Below are 18,068 nucleotides of genomic sequence, written 5' to 3'. Positions count from 1 at the left end.
TGGCAAATGCATAATTTATATTTTTATTAACTATTATTGTGTTGGGATACTGCTAGATTTGAAGGGTGAAGATTTATTTTAGAAATATAATTTTTTCTTTTATTGCCGTCCTCCTGGTCGGTTTAATAACCCTTCCATCCGTTTTAAAACTAAAACATGCCATTTTTGAGCACCATACCTTTGTTTGTAAAGAAAAAGGCAAGTTGCACATACATGAGGTTGAATTGGATTGTGATTACCATAAATTCAACCTTACGCACTATTACACGCATTTTCAACAGGAAATCGCCACTTTTACGGTCATTACAAGATCAGCAAAAATTATAGATTTTTATAGTTTTTTAAGTAAACATCAAAAACTTCATTTCTCCAGAAGGGGTCCTCCGACCGCTGCCTAATGCTTTTCACTGAACTTTATCATGGATACGACAACGGTGTACTAATGAACACCATACTTCCAAACATGTGGCCAAGACATATGATGCTGTAGATTGGCCGTGTCCCTTAATATTCAGTAATTTATTTATGCCTTCTATAGGTTTTAAGGCTCACTGTACAAGAGCCGAACAATTGTTAAAACAACTTTGGAGGTAAATTGCCATTAGGTAGTAATCCCTTCTTTACCATAAAAAAATAATGAGAAATGTAATTCTGTCAATGCTCTGCGTATTGACGTATATAACCGTAAATTCACAAAATACACTATCCGGGAAAATAGTGAATAAAGAGGATCGGGAAGGCTTGGAACAGGTCACGATATATTTTCCACAAATGGAAAAGGGAGGTATAACCAATAGTAATGGGGAGTACCTTATTGAAGCTTTACCGACCGGGACCTATAAGGTAGTGGCCTCCTACATCGGCTTTCAGTCATTTTCAGGCAATATCAACATACGAAACGGCAACAATACCTTGGATATTTCATTGTCTCCAAGTGCTATTGAAATGGAGGAAGTTATTGTTTCCACACCCTTTCATAAACTACAACGCGAAAACGTTATGAAGGTGGAGTTTGCAAAGCTTTCCGATCTTAAGAGCCAGGGAGCCCCTACCCTTGCGGAAGGTATAGTGGCCATTCCCGGGGTGGATGTAGTCTCCACCGGGGTAGGAATAGGGAAACCTGTAATCAGGGGGCTCACTTCCAACCGTGTATTGGTATACACCCAGGGTATCCGGTTGGAAAACCAGCAGTTTGGGGCAGAACACGGACTAGGTGTAAACGAAGCGGGAATAGAAAGTGTAGAGGTAATCAAGGGTCCAGCCTCCCTATTGTACGGATCTGACGCTATGGGGGGAGTACTTTATTTAAACCCTGAAAAATTTGCGGCCCCTAAAAGAACCGAAGGAGATATAAACCTTAATTACAATACCAATACACAGGGCATAAATAGTGGAGTTGGCATTAGGACTTCAGGGGAAAGATTTAAATATCTTTTAAGATTGGCCACTAACAATCATGTAGATTATTTAGGTGGGGATGGCAACAGGGCGACCAATTCCAGATTCAACGAAAAAGATTTAAAAGCAGGTTTAGGGTATCAGGCAACCTCCTTTAAGAGTGAGATCAGGTATAATTATAACCAATCCAATTTAGGGATTCCGGAAGAGGTAGGATTGCAGACCACCACTAGGATACCTGATTTGCCCTATCAAAAACTGGACAATCATATTTTGAGTTCCAATACCAAAATATTCTTTAACAATTCAAATTTGGACATCACCTTAGGGTATATTGCAAATAATCGCAAAGAATTTGAAGAGCACCACCATGACCATGGGGAAGGTGAAGAAGAACATGGGGAAGAACTTGGGGAACATGAGGGAGCCGCCTTGGATATGGAACTCAACACCTATAATTACAACCTACAATACCACTTACCTGAATGGAATAGGTTTGAAACCGTAATAGGAGTGCAGGGAATCCATCAAACCAACAAAAATTTCGGGGAAGAGATTTTAATACCGGATGCAACCACCCAGGATATAGGGTTTTTGGGAACCACACATTTTCACCTTGATCAAAATAACGATTTTCAAGTGGGATTGCGCTATGACCATAGGCAAATAGACGGACAGGCCTATGGTATTAGCGGGGAAGAAGGATATATTGCCACATTAAAACGAAATTTTAATAGTTTTAATGGCGCCTTGGGATATAAGAACAATATTTCAGAGCAGTTTACAGCTAGAATCAATTTGGCTACTGGGTTTCGGGCCCCCAATTTGGCAGAACTGACCTCCTATGGGAGCCATGAGGGGACCAATAGGTTTGAAGTTGGAAATGCAAACCTCAAGAACGAACAAAATCTTCAGATAGATCTGGCCATGGAATTTCAGAATGAGCACTATGAGTTTTTTCTAAATGGTTTTCATAACAGTATTAGGGATTATATCTTTATTGCACCCACTGGAACCTTTATGGATGAAACCCCTGTATACAACTACCTACAACAGGATGCTACACTATACGGAGGGGAAATTGGATTTCATTTGCACCCCCATCCGTACGATTGGTTACATATAGAAAGTAGTTATCAAACGGTGTTCGGGGAATTACGGACCGGTGATCCCTTACCCCTTATACCTGCCAATAAGTTGACCAATACCTTTAGGGTAGAATTTAACAATGTAAGGGGATGGTGGCCAAGGTCCAATGCCTTTGTTACCTTAAACAGCACCTTTAAGCAAGGGAAAGTAGGTACTTTTGAAACCATATCCCCTGGTTATTCCCTTTTAAATGCAGGATTCGGGGGGGACATTAAATTCCTAAAAAAGGCGATGAATATTACATTCAGTGCCAATAACCTCTTGAACAAAAGATACATTGCCCATCTATCCCGTTTAAAAAGTGACAATATTCCAAATATGGGAAGATCGGTTGTTGTAGGGCTGAACATTCTATTATAGGATAGGCTTAATTTCAAATAGGGAGTAACATTTATTACTTAGTCAAATACCTATGGCCTAGATTTTTTTTAGGCCGTAGGTTATTTGTTTCCAAAAGGAATTTGGAATTTTTTCATCCCCTTCAAAGCCAAGTTCTATGGTGCCACTATCTTCGGGGATATAATTGGTCCTAAAAATATAATCCCATAGACTGAGGCTTATTCCAAAATTCACCCCAAACTTCCCTGCCGGCAGATCATGGGCATGATGATATAAATGCATTACAGGGTTGTTTAAGAGGTATTTTAGTGGCCCCCAGGTAATTTTAATATTGGCGTGGTTGAAGTGGCCTATGGCTATGGCAAAGAAATGGACAATATAGGCCTGTTCGGGTTCAAACCCGCCCAAGATCAGTACCCCAAAGGTTTTCAAGGGTTTATAGAATACATTTTCCATCCAATGGTACCTGAGATGTGCCGCAAATCCCATTTCCTTGACACTGTGGTGGATTTGATGGAACCTCCATAAAAACGGATATTTATGGAGCAAAATATGGGTGAACCACTGTACAAAATCCAAAACAAGGAAAAAGACCAATAATTGAACCCAACCGGGAAATAGGGACATATCCATAAGGGCAAGGGTATCTTGCCTTATTCCCAAATCCTTAAAAAGAAGGCCCAATAACTTGTAAAAGCCGCTTATAGCAATGGCAAAAAGGAAAAAGTTAAAGAACATATAAAAGCCGTCCAACCAAAAATCCCGTCTAAAAATGGATTGATCCCTGCGCCAAGGAAACAAAATTTCCAGCATCCACACCATTAGGGAAATTAGTATAAGTCCCCAAAAATAATTGGTATACCAAGGCACCTCGAACATTATGGATTTCCATGTCCAATTCGCTGTGCCGATAAGGGCATTTACAAAACCTTCAAAATATTTTTCCAAGACCTATTTCCTTTTGGTTATACCCTTATTTATTACTCGTTTAAAGGATACCACTCTATATTGGTCAATGCTTCCCTCCTTCCCTTGCTCTTGGGAGGATAATTGGTGACCAAATAATTGACTATGACTTTTTCATTGGGACCCAAATCCCACAAATTCTGCGTTTTTTGCATCCAGCGAATGGTCTCTACCCATCGCTCTTGGTTCATTCTATTTTGTATGACCAATTGGGCGGAATGACAATTGGTGCAATTGTTGACCACCGTCATTAAACCCTCTCCATCCTTAAGCCCTGTCCTTAGGTGGATACCATTTTCTATTTTGTCCCGGTCATCATTTTCGGGACTTACATTAACGACTTTTGAATCTGGAGTATCCTTTTTATATGAAAATACGGACGGGTCTATCATATACATAACCCCCAACGCCCCTATTAGGAGAACCATAATAAATGATACTACCAAAATGCTATAGATAGATTTGACCTGTTTTCTGAAATTATCCTGCTTGCTCATTTAACTTACTTTTATGGCAATCCTGTGGCATGCGTTGTTTAGGTATCCCTTTGGGTTCCATCCCGGCAAGAGCATGGGTTGGCTTACCCCATTGGCATCTGTAGCCCGGGCCCAAACCTCGTAATATCCGGATTTTGGAAAATTTATACTTGTTTTAAAATGCTGCCATGCAAGGCGGTTCACAGGTTTTTCCAAGGCACATTCGGACCAGGTAGCTCCGAAGTCGATGGAATAGGACACCTTGGAAATTTCCAATTCCCCGGCCCAGGCATGTCCCCTGATATTTAAACTTTTTCCCTTGGGAATCATGGCCCCGGATTTGGGGTAGGTAATTAGGGATTTAACGGGCATGGATTCTATAATACACATGTCCTCCTCCTTCACTTTTTCCCCTGGAGCAACTGGATTACAGGGAACTTTATAGGAGGAACCTGTCATCTTTTCTCCATCATGGACAATATTTCGCACACTGATCCTATTGATCCATTTCCCCGAAGTTGAAGCAGGCCATCCGCCACAGACCAGGCGCAAGGGATGCCCGTGTACCATAGGAATATCTTCGCCGTTCATTTTAAAGGCCAATAAGGTTTCGTCCTGTAGGGCCTTGGATATGGGCACTCCCCTGGATATAGGCTCTTTGTTGGGATCCCTGCTCAAGTGCAGGTCTGCCGCATGATAGCCTATATATACGGCATCGTCCTTAATGCCAACATCTTTAAGTACATCTTTTAAACGGACCCCTGTCCAATTGGCACAGCCCACGGCTCCTATTGTCCATTGGTTTCCCTTGGCAGGTGGGTCAAATTCGCTCCTCCCATTGCCCCCACATTCTAAAGTAAGTTGATAGGTGTGATGGGGGAATTTAGATTTTAGTTCTTCCAAGGTGAACGTTTTACTTTCCTTAACGGATTCCCCATCAAAAGTTATGGACCATGTTTTGGCATCAATATTTTCAGGAACCAGTCCATTGTTTCGGATAAACATATATTTATTTGGCGTAATCCTATCGTCCAACACATGGGCCACCGCCTCCATATTCCATGGTTTGCTATTTAAGACTACCATTTCCTTATCCTTGTGGAACATAGTGAATGGATCCGGATCCTGAAGTCCCAACAGCGTATAGTTTTCCGGGATTTTAGCACCAAATACGATATCCAAACCAAGTATTCCTGCCAAAGAACCCAAGCTGGTTTTTTTGACAAAATTTCTTCTTCTCATTTACTTAAAATTATTACACTGGATAAATCTAAGAAAGATATCCGAAAACTTAAGTAACATTGGTTGCTTAATAGATTTTAAAGGATCTGCAGTATCTATGAAAACAGGACTATCAATTTACTTGGCCGATATTACCTGTTCATTTTTGGCGGACTTAAAAAGATAGGTATAAAACCACATTATGGTAAAGGTTGGAACAATGTCCAGGCCAGGTACCATTTCCTCTATAAAGGTAATTACCCCAGCGGCCCGCCCAATCTTGCCCTTGTACATTCTCGTCATTAACCAACCTGCAACGGGAGCCCAGATCACATCGGAAAATTCGCCGATCCCGGGAATAACAAAAGAGAGCATTCCTATTCCGTCAAAAAGCAATCCTAAAAATAGATTTCTTAATTTATGTTCTTTCAAGGTGGACATATCTTCAAAATAATTTACAACTGTTTTTAAATCAAATAAGATGCCTAAGTATTGCCCCATTCATCGCATAGGGGCCTAAGATAATTTTGAACTTATCAATTTCAAAAACTCGTTCCTTGTTTCTATTTTCTCAAACTGACCTCTAAAGCCCGAAGTAGTGGTTACCGAATTTTGTTTTTGTACTCCCCTCATCATCATACACATATGTGAGGCTTCTATGACCACAGCCACACCTTGAGGTTTTAAAGTACTGTTAATGCACTCCAGAATATCATTGGTAAGTCGCTCCTGAACCTGTAACCGTCTTGCAAAAACATCTACCACCCGGGGTATTTTGCTCAGACCAACAATATGGCCGTTCGGAATATAGGCTATGTGGGCCTTGCCGAAAAAAGGTAGCATATGGTGCTCGCATAAGGAATACACTTCAATGTCCTTAATAATTACCATTTCATTGTAGGACTCCTTAAACATAGCTCCTTTCAGAATTTCTACGGCATCCTGTTTGTATCCTTGGGTTAAAAAAAGCATGGCCTTCGCCGCTCTTTCCGGAGTCTTTAAGAGTCCGTCCCTATTGAGGTCCTCCCCTATTTCATTGATAATAGATGAGTATCTGGATTTGACCTCATCGGTAATTTCCAGATTGTATTCTTCCAAATTTCTATATTGTGTCATAAAAGCCTATTCCAATTTATGTATCATTTTGTCGCCCTCACAATATAATCATTACCCTATTACTTTAAAAAGAATATCCAATAAGATTTATTTCAATAGGAACAGGGTTTAAATGTTACCTTTAAGTTGGGTAATAAATGGCCGTATGGCAAATAACTATTTTGTATTCTTCTTGGTAATGTTTACTTTCAACCCATAATTTAAAATGATGATCAAGGCTACAAATATCAATAAGTTTTACGGCAATCTCCAAGTACTAAAGGCGGTTGATCTGCATATTAAAAAAGGAGAAGTGGTAAGTATCGTTGGCCCTTCCGGAGCTGGTAAAACCACGCTCCTACAAATCCTGGGTACTTTGGATACCCTAAGCAATAAGAATGACAGTACCTTGTTTATCAATGATGTGGACGTAACCAAATTATCGGACAGGGCCATGGCCAAATTTAGAAATAGCCATATTGGTTTCATTTTTCAATTCCATCAGTTGCTACCAGAGTTTACGGCCTTGGAAAACGTTTGTATCCCGGCATTTATTAAGGGGACAAAAAAGGAGAAGGCAGAATTAAGGGCCACGGAACTTCTGGAGTTTCTGGGGCTTTCCCATAGGTTGCAGCACAAGCCCAATGAACTTTCCGGAGGCGAGCAACAACGGGTGGCGGTCGCAAGGGCCTTGGTGAACAAGCCTTCCGTTATTTTTGCGGACGAACCCAGTGGTAATTTGGATTCCGAGAGCGCCGATAACCTCCATAAATTGTTCTTCGATCTTCGGGATACCTTTGGACAAACTTTTGTCATTGTAACCCATAACGGGGAACTTGCCGATATGGCCGATAGAAAACTGACCATGGTGGATGGCTCCATTACTCGATGATTATATTTTTTTGATTTTACTTTTGAATGACGCAGGAAGAACTGAAAGAATTTTTGGATGCCAAGGTAGCACAATACAATCGGCCGGATTTTTTGTCTACAGACCCCCTTCAAATACCACATGGATTTACCAAAAAGGAAGATATTGAGATCAGTGGGTTCTTGACCGCTACCATTGCATGGGGCAATAGAAAAAGTATCATCAACAATGCTGGACGAATGATGGAACTCTTGGAGAATTCCCCTTTCGACTTTGTAATGAACCATGGGGCAAATGACCTGGAAATACTGCAGGAATTTGTACATAGAACTTTTAACGGGGCGGACCTTACATATTTTATACGCAGTTTGAACAATATCTACAACCGGCATGGGGGATTGGAGAATACATTTGCTTTAAGAGGGGATATAAATTCCATGCCAATGTCCATCTCCAACTTTAAGAGGATATTCTTTGAACTGGACCACCAACCAAGAACCACTAAGCATGTTTCCGACCCACAGAAGGGTTCTGCGGCCAAACGGATCAATATGTTCTTGCGCTGGATGGTAAGAAATGATGGTAACGGGGTAGATTTTGGAATCTGGGATCGGGTTTTGCCTTCACAACTGTCATGTCCCTTGGATGTCCACTCGGGCAATGTGGCCCGTAAACTTGGCCTGATCCAGCGCAGACAGAATGACGCTAAGGCCTTGGCGGAATTGGATGCCAATCTTAGAAAATTGGATCCTTCAGACCCGGTAAAGTACGATTTTGCCTTATTTGGTCTGGGTGTTTTTGAAGGATTCTAATTTTTTACCCTTATATGTTCATAAGGCTATAATAGCCTCTTTTTGATAATCTAAACTACTGTCTAATTATTTTTTCAATTTCTATTATTCTTATTGCAATAAGTAAAGTAAGGTCTAACCATACTTAAGCAATATCATTTACAAAGGTGGATATCTTGATTGTTAATTATCTCCATTCAACTCTTGATCATCATTTAACCGATCCCTAGAAATTGCCTTTTGCCCTTCTATGGAGCAAGGCATCACTTGTCCTGGTCCTGCAGGGACTCCAAAATTTCCATTTCACTGTGTTTTTTGGAGAAGTTCATGGCACATTCTATCAAAGCCAAATGGGAATAGGCCTGAGGGAAGTTCCCCAGTAACCTCTTGGTCTTAAAGTCGATATCCTCGCTGAACAGCCCCAAATGGTTGCTGTAGCCCAACAATTGATCAAAGTGTTCCATAGCCTTTTTTTCGTGGCCTATCTTGAATAGACTATTTATAAACCAAAAGGTACAAATGGTAAACGATGAGGAGGGCAATCCAAAGTCATCCTCATTTTTATACCGGTATAACAATCCGTCATTGCACAATTCCCTTTCAATGGCCAATACCGTGCTTACGTATTTAGGGTCTTTGGGATCAATAAAGCCGTAGGATTCCATGAGTAGGACGGAGGCATCCAAATGTGGTGACCCATAGGATTGTGTAAAGGCCTGTTTTTCTTCGTTCCATGCGTGATTATGGATATCTTCCCTGATCTGTTTTTCCAGAGTACGCCATTTATCCAATTTTCGTTGCTTTCCAAAAAGTTCGGCCACTTTAATGGCCCTGTCGATAGCCGTCCAGCAAAGGATTTTTGAAAACGTAAAATGTCTATCTTCCGTACGGAATTCCCATATCCCCTTATCGGCTTCTTGCCAATGCTTATTTACGATCCAAACGATACCCTTGGTAATTCCCCATAGCTCTTCCCCGTTCTCTATTTCCGTATCAAATTTTTCCAATTGGGTATGTATAACGTCCATCAGGATCCCATAAATATCGTTCTGACGCTGTTTGTAGGCCGCATTCCCTATTCTTACGGGTTTTGAACCCTTGTACCCTTGCAAATGGTCCAAAGTTTCTTCCGTCAACATTTTTTCTTTGTTGATACCGTACATAATCTGCAATTTCTCATCCTTATCGGGAATAAGGTCAATGATGAATTGCAGATAGCGTTTAGCTATATTCTTATGCCCTAGTTTACCTACTACCTTTATTACCATGGAGGCATCCCTAATCCAACAAAAGCGATAATCCCAATTTCTAACCTCCCCAATAGTTTCCGGTAGTGAGGTTGTTGCAGCGGCGAGAACCGCCCCGGACTTGTCATAACTCAACATTTTTAAGGTCAGGGCACTTCTCTTGATCTCGGCATCATATTTCTTGTAGGTAGGTGTCTTGCTCGACCAATTTAACCAATAGACCTTGGTGCGCTCCAGTTCCAGATACACCCTCTCCAAAGTGGGTTCGAATATCTTTTCATTGTATCCCAGCAGAAAATAGCCGTCGCTCTCCAAAACTATCTCACTTTGGGCAATTATATTTTCCTTGTTGAAGGAGGTGTAAAGAAAAAAGGTGTCGAATTTTATTTCATGGGTCAAACTGGCAATAAAATTTTCTTTGATATAGGTATTTGTTTTCCCCATGGCGTATTCCAATTTGGGATTGTACAATACCCGGAAAACGGGTTTGCCTGAATTGTGTTTTATGTACCGGATAATTTCCGGGGGTGCATTATGGCCACCATTTTGCTTGTGGTAGCGGGGCATAAAATCCTGTAACTCAAAACTATTTGCCCCATCGGTGAATTTTGTGACCAGGATTGCGGTGAGGGGGATGTATCTTTGTTCTATGGTGTAGGTATCATCCACAAGTATTTCAAAGCTGCCACCTATTTCATCATCAAGGATTTTTGCAAATATGGAAGAAGAATCAAACTCAGGTAAACAACACCAATCCAATGAGCCTTTCTTAGAAATCAAAGCTGCACTTCTACAATTTCCTATTATACCGTAATCTAAATTATCCATATATTATTTTATTCTTTAAATAACCCTAATTAGTAGGTTTTACACATCATTTTACCGAAATTTAAGGAAATTTAATGCGAATAACCTTTAAAAAAAGCAAATTATGGATAAAACTATCATAATCTCAAATAGACTACCCGTACAATTACAAATTGATAATGGAGCCATCACGGCCATTCCAAGTGTGGGCGGTTTGGCAACGGGGATGAAATCTGTTCATACAGGAGGGGATAGTTTATGGATCGGCTGGAGTGGATTAACGGAGGAAGAGATTCCGGACGGACTAGCTCCCGAGATAGACAAGGCATTGGCAAAGCACGGGTCGTCCAAAGTAAATCTAACTTCGCAGGAAGTAGATGGTTTTTATTATGGATTTAGCAACCGTACCATTTGGCCACTTTTTCATTATTTTTTGGAATATTCCGAATTTGAGCTTGAAAGCTGGGATATCTATAAAGCCGTTAATCAAAAATTTGCGGATGCCATCTTGGAAATGGCCGGGGACAACGATACTATATGGGTACATGACTATCAACTAATGCTGGTACCACAAATGGTAAGGGAAAAGCGCCCCAATATTTCCATTGGCTTCTTTTTGCACATCCCATTTCCGTCCTATGAGATATTTCGGACCTTGCCTTGGCGTAAGGAAATTTTAATGGGGTTGCTGGGATCGGATTTGATAGGTTTCCATACCTATGATTACGAACGGCATTTTCTAAGTTCTGTGCGCCGATTATTGGGGCTGGAGGTTAGTTTTAACGATATCTATTTGGAGGATCGGGTAATTAAAGTGGATTCTTTTCCTATGGGAATCGATTACAGGAAATTTAGCGATGCCGCAAAAAAGCATGATAAAAACAAGACCGGCCAAAGATCGGAATTGCAGCGCAGGTTGGATCTGCACAAAGAATTGGATCCGGATGCCAAGTTCTTTTTATCTATAGATAGATTGGATTACTCCAAGGGTATAGCCAAGCGACTTAATGCGTTCGAATATTTTTTGAACAAATACCCACAATATAAGGAAAAGGTAAGACTCATTGTACTGGCGGTGCCATCACGATCCAATGTACCGCAATATCAATTACTGAAAAAAGAAATAGACGAATTGGTGGGGAGGATCAATGGTGAATTCTCCACGGTAAGCTGGACGCCAATATGGTATTTTTACCGCTCCATGCCCTTCGAGAGCCTAATTGATCTTTATACCTCCAGCGACATTGCTTGGCTGACCCCAATCAGGGATGGAATGAACCTTGTAGCCAAAGAATATATTGCCACCAGAACCGATAAGACCGGTGTTCTTATCCTAAGTGAAATGGCCGGTTCCGCCAACGAAATGAATGAAGCCCTGCTCATAAATCCAAATAATTTTGAAGAAATCGCAGATACGCTATATGAAGCCATCAATATGCCCGCTAAGGAGCAGCAATCGAGAAATGCAATTTTGCAAAAGAGATTGGAAAGGTATAACGTTGAAAAATGGGCCAATGATTTTATGACCTCTTTGAAAAACCAAAAACGAATAGACCATAGCTATAAATCGCGCAGATTGTCCAACGAGATTTTGGGCGATATTAAAAAGGATTATGTTAGGGCGAAAAAAAGATTGATGTTCCTGGACTATGACGGAACCCTGGCAGTATTTCACGGCGATCCCCAAAAGGCGAATCCGGATGAAGCCTTATTTGATTTGTTGGACCGTATTTCGGCATTGGAAAACACGGATGTCTATTTAATTAGTGGTCGCGATAAGGATACCTTTACCAAATGGTTTTTGCCAAAGAAGTATAATATGATTGTGGAACATGGGGTATGGATTTCCGAAAACGGGGAGGCTTTTAGAATGCTGGAGAACGTAAAAAAGGACTGGATGGAAAAAATTCATCCAGTGCTGGAATCCTTTGTAGATAGAACGCCTGGAAGCTTTATTGAGGAGAAGAACTATTCCCTGGCTTGGCATTACCGAAAGACCGATCCGGATTTTGGGCAAAAACGGGCCACTGAACTCCAAACCGTGCTAACAAGTCTAATAGCCAATGACGATTTGAGTATCCTGAACGGAAATAAGGTCATAGAGATCAAGAGCAGCAACGTTAATAAAGGTAGGGCGGCTATGCGTGTATTTTCGCAAAAGGAATATGATTTTGTATTTGCCATAGGGGATGATTGGACAGATGAGTTTATGTTCCAAGAATTACCGGAAAGCGCTTTTACTGTAAAGGTGGGCAGACAAAAAACCCAGGCCCGCTATTATGTGGACAGTATTAAAAATGTCCGTGGATTATTGGAACATTTTATAGATTAAAATAGAAGGGTCCTTCATATTATATGGTAGGTTTTTACACTTATTTTAGATCGCATTTGTTCTTTCACTGGGATTATGGACTTAACAAATAATTAAGAAACTAATTTTACGGATAGGCGTAAATTACCAAACTAAAACCCAGGACGAATGCACAAATTTACCACTGCCTGTATCTTTCTATTTTCTTTCTGCCTAATGGGGCAAACGGACCAACGTATTTACGATATAATCAAAGAGGTTTCTGCCGAAAGAATTAAAAGGGATATCACCACTTTGGCGAACTTTGGTACGCGGCACACCTTGAGCGATACCATTTCCGATACCAGGGGAATAGGAGCGGCAAGACGATGGATAAAAAGTGAGTTCGACAGAATTTCCGGTAGTTGTAATAATTGTCTGGAAGTAAGCTATCAAAGGGATCTTGTTAAAAAGGAAGAAAACAATCGGATTCCCAATGATGTTTGGGTGGTCAATGTTATGGCGATCCAAAGGGGTACGACAAATCCGAATCGCTATATCATTATGAGCGGGGATATTGATTCACGAGTCAGTGATGCCAATAATTATACTTTGGATTCTCCCGGCGCCAATGATAATGCCAGCGGTATGGCGGGGACTATAGAGGCGGCAAGGGTCCTCTCCAATTACAAATTTGAAAACAGCATAGTATACCTAGGGCTTTCAGGTGAGGAACAAGGTCTTTTTGGGGGCCAGGGCCTAGTAAAAATGGCAAAGGATAAGGGATGGGATATCATTGGCATATTCAATAACGATATGATCGGTAATATTAAAGGGGGCGACGGAATAATAAGTAATACGGATTTTAGGATTTTTTCCGAACCTGTTCCCCCGACCGAGACGGAAAGGGAAAGAAATATGCGCAGGTTTTATGGAGGGGAAGTTGACGGCATTTCCAGACAATTGGCCCGATATGTTTACGCAAACGTGAAAACCTATATGCCGGAGATGAACCCCTTGATGATCTATAGGTTGGATAGGTTTGGACGTGGTGGCCACCACCGCCCTTTTAATGATGCCGGCTATGCCGGAATAAGGATAATGGAGGCCCATGAAAATTACACCCAACAGCATCAGGATGTTCGGGTAGAAAATGGAATAGCCTATGGTGATGTTTTGGAACATGTAAATTTCGACTATGCCAAAAAGCTAACTTCGGTGAACGCTATCAATCTGGCTTCGTTGGCCTGGGCGCCCCCTGCCCCCAAAGAGGTAAGTATTGGAGGAATTGTGGAGCCGTCGGCAAAATTACAGTGGAGCAAGGTTACAGGTGCCCTCGGATATAAAATATATTGGAGGGATACCACCTCCCCAACTTGGGACCATAGTAGATTTGTTGGTGACGTTTCGGAATTTACCTTGGAAGGCGTGGTATTGGACAATTTTTTCTTTGGGGTGTCCGCTGTTGGCAAGTACGGTTTTGAAAGTGTAATAGTGTTTCCCAATGCAGTTTTAAGGTAGGACAGGATTAGAAAAAAACATATGAAATTATATTGGCAATTATTTGTCCTCGCATTGGGTTTTATAGGGATTTTAAGGGCCCAGGAATCAAAGCAATTTTCAGAAACTCCCGTTCATAACGAATGGGTAGACTTGGAAAGGGATAACGGTAGCGTATTAAAGGCATTGGTAACTTACCCTGAAAGTAGGGCGGTTGCCAAAGCGGTCCTTATTATTCACGAAAATTTTGGGTTGAATGAATGGATTGTGGCCTTCTCGGAGAAATTGGCAACCCAAGGGTTTTTAACAATAGCCCCGGATCTGATATCCAACAGCATTGGGGGTATTGAAAAAACATCCGATTTTGAAAATACGGATAAAGCAAGGCAAGCTATTATAGCCCTGGACCAGGAACAGATAACCAAAGATTTGAACCTAATCTATAATTATGTAAAAAATGGGCCAATGGTCAATGGGAAAATTTCAGTGGTCGGATTCGGTTGGGGCGGATCACAAGGTTTTATCTTTGCGGCCCAAAATCAGGATCTGGAAAATCTAATGGTGTATTACGGCACACCCCCCAAGGATTTAACTATTTTAAAAAATATTAAGTGTCCGGTATACGGTTTTTATGGTGCCGCAGACACTAGGGTAAACGGGACGATTCCGGATACGGAAAGTACAATGAAGGAATACGATATCCTATATACTTTTGATATTTATGAAGGTGCGGGACATGCTTTTATGAGTAGGGGCGTCCAAGAGGCCTATGGGCCCAATACCATGGCCTACGAAAAGTCATGGAAAAAATTAATAGCGCTTTTAATGGGCAATAAGCCATAAGCTATAGGCACTAGGCAAAAAGTAAGGGGTATTGAAATTAGAAGCTTGATTGTGGCCAATTGCTTTACCGTGAATTATTAAAATGTAAACATGTGAAAAAAATTACAATAGCATTGATGTTTGCCATTGGACTTACCTCCTATTCGCAACAAAAGCATTTTACAGAACAGGATTCCCTCCGGGGCAGTATAACCCCGGAACGCTCTTGGTGGGACCTTAATTTCTATAATTTGAACGTTGAGGTAAAACCCGGGGAGAAATTCATCTCCGGCAGCAATATAATTCGTTATACCGTTTTGCAAGAACGGCAGCTGCTTCAAGTAGATCTTCAACCCCCCTTAATTATTGAAAAGGTCACCCAGGACGGGATAACCTTGCAATGGGAATCAAAGGGAAACGCCCATTTTGTGAGCCTAAGGAAGCCTCAACGAAAAGGGGATGTAAATGAGATAAAAGTGTATTACTCCGGCCATCCAAAGGAGGCGGTCCAAGCCCCATGGGACGGAGGTTTTTCCTGGAAAAAAGACAACAGTGGAAAACATTTTGTAGCGACTTCCTGTCAGGGTTTGGGTGCCAGTGTCTGGTGGCCAAATAAGGATCATATGTACGACGAAGTAGATAGCATGGCCATAAGTATTACAACCCCTAAAGACTTGATGGATGTCTCCAATGGTAGACTTTTAAAAGTTGAGGAAAATAAGGATAGTAAAACCTATCATTGGTATGTGGCCAATCCTATAAACAATTATGGGGTAAATATCAATTTGGGCGATTATGTTTATTTTGGAGAAACCTATAATGGGGAAAAAGGAGAATTGACCCTGGACTATTATGTACTTCGCGATAACGAGGAAAAGGCAAAGGAACAATTTAGGCAGGCGCCCATGATGATGGAAGCCTTTGAACATTGGTTTGGCCCCTACCCTTTTTACAAAGATGGTTATAAATTGGTGGAAGTACCTTACCTAGGGATGGAACACCAGAGTTCGGTTACTTACGGGAATCAATTTGGCAACGGCTATTTGGGCAATGATCTTTCAAAAACCGGTTGGGGACTAAAATTCGATTTTATCCTTATCCACGAATCGGGCCATGAATGGTTTGCCAATAATATAACTTACAGGGATATAGCCGATATGTGGATCCATGAAAGCTTTACGGCCTATTCCGAAAATTTGTATTTGGACTACCACTTTGGCAAAAAAGCAGCATCGGAATATGTAATAGGTACCAGGAACAATATACAAAACGATAAACCTATCATTGGTATCTATGACGTTAACCAAAAAGGTTCGGGGGACATGTACTACAAGGGGGCCAATATGCTGCATACCCTAAGGCAATTGGTGGATGATGATGAAAAATGGCGGTCTATTTTACGGGGACTCAATAAAGAGTTCTACCACCAGACCGTTACCACAAACCAAATAGAAGATTTTATTGGTTACTCTTCGGGAAAAGACCTTGCCCAATTTTTTGACCAATATCTGCGAACCGTTAAAATACCTATCCTGGAATACGAGGTAAAAGACAAACAACTGCACTATAGGTACACCAACATTGTAGATGGCTTTGATATGCCCCTAAAAATTAATGTAAACGGTACCGTAGATTGGTTTTATCCCAACGCCAGTTGGAAATCGAAATCTTTTAAAAAGGAAATACTATCGGTAAAAGTGGATAATAACTTTTATGTTGGACAAAGGAAAATTTAATAATTGAAAGCAATCAAACAATATTATTTTAGAACCAACATGGAATGGCGCGTCTGGTTAGAGGACAATCACGCCAGCAGTACCGGGGTACATCTTATTTTTTATAAGGTAACCCACGAAAAGGATAGCATGCGATGGGAAGATGCCGTAAAGGTGGCTTTGTGCTTTGGTTGGATAGACAGTACCGTTAAAAGTCTTGGGGAGGGCAAACGACAACAATATTTTTGTCCTAGAAAGCCTAAAAGTGCTTGGAGCAAATTGAACAAGGCCTATGTAAAGGAACTTAAGATCAGGGGGGAAATGCATCCTAGGGGTTTGGAGAAAATCAAGGAAGCCAAAATGAATGGTTCCTGGAATGCCCTGGACGAGGTTGAAAAGGGTATTGTCCCTGAGGATTTGCAACTGGCTTTCAACTCGGAGCCAAAGGCATATGCAAACTATCAAGGTTTTGCAGTTAGTTATCGAAAAAGCTATCTTTATTGGCTTAATCAGGCCAAACGGGAGGAAACAAGGCAGAAGCGGATAAAGGAGATAATATGGCTTTGCAAAGAAAATAAAAAGGCGCGGGACCTTTAAAAATGGTTAGCTTCGTACAATCTAAATCCAAACAATAAATTAAAATGGACATAAACCTAGCAGTATTGATAGATGGCGACAATATTCCCTCTGCCTATGTAAAGGAGATGATGGAGGAAATTGCCAAATACGGCAACCCTACCATAAAAAGAATATATGGCGATTGGACCAATCCCAAATTGTCCAAATGGAAGAATTTGTTGTTGGAAAACGCCATTACACCTATTCAGCAATATGCGTATACCACTGGTAAAAATGCTACCGACTCCGCTATGATCATCGATGCCATGGATATCCTGTATTCCAATAAGGTTAGCGGTTTTTGTATTGTTTCCAGTGACAGCGATTTTACCCGTTTGGCCACAAGGTTAAGGGAGGCAGGTATGAATGTAATCGGTATTGGGGAAAAGAAAACCCCAAACCCCTTTATCGTGGCCTGTGATAAGTTTATCTATATTGAAATTCTTAAAAATCAATTAGAGGAAAGTTCCTCTGAAACCCAGGACAATAAGAAGGGTAAGAAGGACAATGTGGATAAGATCACCCAAAAGGAGATTAAGCTTATAGCCTCCACTATTTCGGATCTTGCCGATGAGGATGGATGGGCATTCTTGGGAGATGTGGGTAGCCTCCTTCAAAAGAAGCAGCCCAATTTTGATTCACGTAATTATGGTTTTCAAAAATTGACCCCATTGATAAAATCCATTAAAAATTTTGAAATAGACCAACGCGAAAATGTCAAGGGACGGTTTAAATTAATTTATGTTAGAAACAGGTAAATCCC

The 18,068-nt window shown here is 41.0% G+C and carries 16 protein-coding genes; 10 read left to right on the top strand and 6 right to left on the bottom strand.

All coding sequences use genetic code 11. From position 1 onward, the window contains the following. The first annotated feature begins 65 nt into the window (after window positions 1–65). Both D0S24_RS05760 and D0S24_RS05755 read left to right on the top strand, forming a co-directional pair. Window positions 66–398 (top strand): hypothetical protein, encoded by a 333-nt coding sequence (locus D0S24_RS05760; RefSeq protein WP_117018907.1) that lies wholly within the window; start codon window positions 66–68, stop codon window positions 396–398. Between the two features lie 238 nt (window positions 399–636). Next, window positions 637–2,907, top strand: a complete 2,271-nt coding sequence (locus tag D0S24_RS05755; protein ID WP_117018906.1) for a TonB-dependent receptor — start codon at window positions 637–639, stop codon at window positions 2,905–2,907. Window positions 2,908–2,964: 57 nt separating this feature from the next. On the opposite strand, the gene D0S24_RS05750 is transcribed toward D0S24_RS05755, so the two are convergent. From D0S24_RS05750 to folE, 5 genes are all read right to left on the bottom strand, one after another. Then, entirely contained in the window at window positions 2,965–3,834 is an 870-nt protein-coding gene (locus D0S24_RS05750) for a sterol desaturase family protein (RefSeq protein ID WP_117018905.1), read from the bottom strand. Between the two features lie 32 nt (window positions 3,835–3,866). After that, window positions 3,867–4,349, bottom strand: a complete 483-nt coding sequence (locus D0S24_RS05745) for a monoheme cytochrome C (protein WP_117018904.1) — start codon at window positions 4,347–4,349, stop codon at window positions 3,867–3,869. After that, a complete protein-coding gene (locus tag D0S24_RS05740) occupies window positions 4,350–5,570 on the bottom strand; it encodes a sulfite oxidase (RefSeq protein ID WP_117018903.1) in 1,221 nt (406 codons plus the stop codon). Window positions 5,571–5,687: 117 nt separating this feature from the next. Continuing rightward, entirely contained in the window at window positions 5,688–5,990 is a 303-nt protein-coding gene (locus D0S24_RS05735; protein WP_117019324.1) for a hypothetical protein, read from the bottom strand. Window positions 5,991–6,065: 75 nt separating this feature from the next. Then, a complete protein-coding gene (gene folE, locus D0S24_RS05730) occupies window positions 6,066–6,665 on the bottom strand; it encodes a GTP cyclohydrolase I FolE (protein ID WP_117018902.1) in 600 nt (199 codons plus the stop codon). A gap of 208 nt (window positions 6,666–6,873) precedes the next feature. On the opposite strand from folE, the gene D0S24_RS05725 reads away from it, so the two are divergent. Next, entirely contained in the window at window positions 6,874–7,536 is a 663-nt protein-coding gene (locus D0S24_RS05725; protein WP_117018901.1) for an ABC transporter ATP-binding protein, read from the top strand. Window positions 7,537–7,562: 26 nt separating this feature from the next. Continuing rightward, window positions 7,563–8,327, top strand: coding sequence for a TIGR02757 family protein (locus D0S24_RS05720; protein ID WP_117018900.1), 765 nt, complete (start codon window positions 7,563–7,565; stop codon window positions 8,325–8,327). A 242-nt stretch (window positions 8,328–8,569) separates the two neighbouring features. On the opposite strand, the gene D0S24_RS05715 is transcribed toward D0S24_RS05720, so the two are convergent. Then, complete coding sequence (locus tag D0S24_RS05715; RefSeq protein WP_117018899.1) at window positions 8,570–10,381, bottom strand: glycoside hydrolase family 15 protein; 1,812 nt, start codon at window positions 10,379–10,381, stop codon at window positions 8,570–8,572. A 103-nt stretch (window positions 10,382–10,484) separates the two neighbouring features. Here D0S24_RS05715 and D0S24_RS05710 point away from each other — a divergent pair, with 103 nt between their 5' ends. The 6 genes from D0S24_RS05710 to D0S24_RS05685 all read left to right on the top strand — a co-directional run bounded on the left by D0S24_RS05710 (window position 10,485) and on the right by D0S24_RS05685 (window position 18,063). Further along, window positions 10,485–12,692 (top strand): bifunctional alpha,alpha-trehalose-phosphate synthase (UDP-forming)/trehalose-phosphatase, encoded by a 2,208-nt coding sequence (locus D0S24_RS05710; RefSeq protein ID WP_117018898.1) that lies wholly within the window; start codon window positions 10,485–10,487, stop codon window positions 12,690–12,692. A 147-nt stretch (window positions 12,693–12,839) separates the two neighbouring features. Then, window positions 12,840–14,171: a M28 family peptidase gene (locus D0S24_RS05705; RefSeq protein WP_117018897.1), complete on the top strand. Its 1,332-nt coding sequence runs from the start codon at window positions 12,840–12,842 to the stop codon at window positions 14,169–14,171. 21 nt (window positions 14,172–14,192) lie between these two features. Next, entirely contained in the window at window positions 14,193–14,993 is an 801-nt protein-coding gene (locus D0S24_RS05700) for a dienelactone hydrolase family protein (protein ID WP_117018896.1), read from the top strand. A 116-nt stretch (window positions 14,994–15,109) separates the two neighbouring features. Beyond that, window positions 15,110–16,708 carry a M1 family metallopeptidase gene (locus tag D0S24_RS05695; protein WP_117018895.1) on the top strand — a complete coding sequence of 533 codons (1,599 nt, stop codon included), beginning with the start codon at window positions 15,110–15,112 and terminating at the stop codon, window positions 16,706–16,708. A 3-nt stretch (window positions 16,709–16,711) separates the two neighbouring features. Continuing rightward, complete coding sequence (locus D0S24_RS05690; protein ID WP_251795722.1) at window positions 16,712–17,284, top strand: YdeI family protein; 573 nt, start codon at window positions 16,712–16,714, stop codon at window positions 17,282–17,284. Window positions 17,285–17,328: 44 nt separating this feature from the next. Beyond that, a complete protein-coding gene (locus D0S24_RS05685; protein ID WP_117018894.1) occupies window positions 17,329–18,063 on the top strand; it encodes an NYN domain-containing protein in 735 nt (244 codons plus the stop codon). Window positions 18,064–18,068: the final 5 nt, after the last annotated feature.

This window comes from Arenibacter sp. P308M17, assembly GCF_003426735.1.
Taxonomy (GTDB): Bacteria; Bacteroidota; Bacteroidia; order Flavobacteriales; family Flavobacteriaceae; genus Arenibacter.
Note: the sequence above shows the minus strand (reverse complement) of the source record. Positions and strands in the feature narration are given on the sequence as shown.

Excerpts from the sequence above, each read along its gene's own strand:
- D0S24_RS05755 (WP_117018906.1), top strand. The coding sequence starts at position 637 with ATGAGAAATGTAATTCTGTCAATGCTCTGCGTATTGACGTATATAACC.
- D0S24_RS05745 (WP_117018904.1), bottom strand. The coding sequence starts at position 4,349 with ATGAGCAAGCAGGATAATTTCAGAAAACAGGTCAAATCTATCTATAGC.
- D0S24_RS05740 (WP_117018903.1), bottom strand. The coding sequence starts at position 5,570 with ATGAGAAGAAGAAATTTTGTCAAAAAAACCAGCTTGGGTTCTTTGGCA.
- D0S24_RS05735 (WP_117019324.1), bottom strand. The coding sequence starts at position 5,990 with ATGTCCACCTTGAAAGAACATAAATTAAGAAATCTATTTTTAGGATTG.
- folE (WP_117018902.1), bottom strand. The coding sequence starts at position 6,665 with ATGACACAATATAGAAATTTGGAAGAATACAATCTGGAAATTACCGAT.
- D0S24_RS05725 (WP_117018901.1), top strand. The coding sequence starts at position 6,874 with ATGATCAAGGCTACAAATATCAATAAGTTTTACGGCAATCTCCAAGTA.
- D0S24_RS05720 (WP_117018900.1), top strand. The coding sequence starts at position 7,563 with ATGACGCAGGAAGAACTGAAAGAATTTTTGGATGCCAAGGTAGCACAA.
- D0S24_RS05715 (WP_117018899.1), bottom strand. The coding sequence starts at position 10,381 with ATGGATAATTTAGATTACGGTATAATAGGAAATTGTAGAAGTGCAGCT.
- D0S24_RS05710 (WP_117018898.1), top strand. The coding sequence starts at position 10,485 with ATGGATAAAACTATCATAATCTCAAATAGACTACCCGTACAATTACAA.
- D0S24_RS05705 (WP_117018897.1), top strand. The coding sequence starts at position 12,840 with ATGCACAAATTTACCACTGCCTGTATCTTTCTATTTTCTTTCTGCCTA.
- D0S24_RS05700 (WP_117018896.1), top strand. The coding sequence starts at position 14,193 with ATGAAATTATATTGGCAATTATTTGTCCTCGCATTGGGTTTTATAGGG.
- D0S24_RS05695 (WP_117018895.1), top strand. The coding sequence starts at position 15,110 with ATGTTTGCCATTGGACTTACCTCCTATTCGCAACAAAAGCATTTTACA.
- D0S24_RS05685 (WP_117018894.1), top strand. The coding sequence starts at position 17,329 with ATGGACATAAACCTAGCAGTATTGATAGATGGCGACAATATTCCCTCT.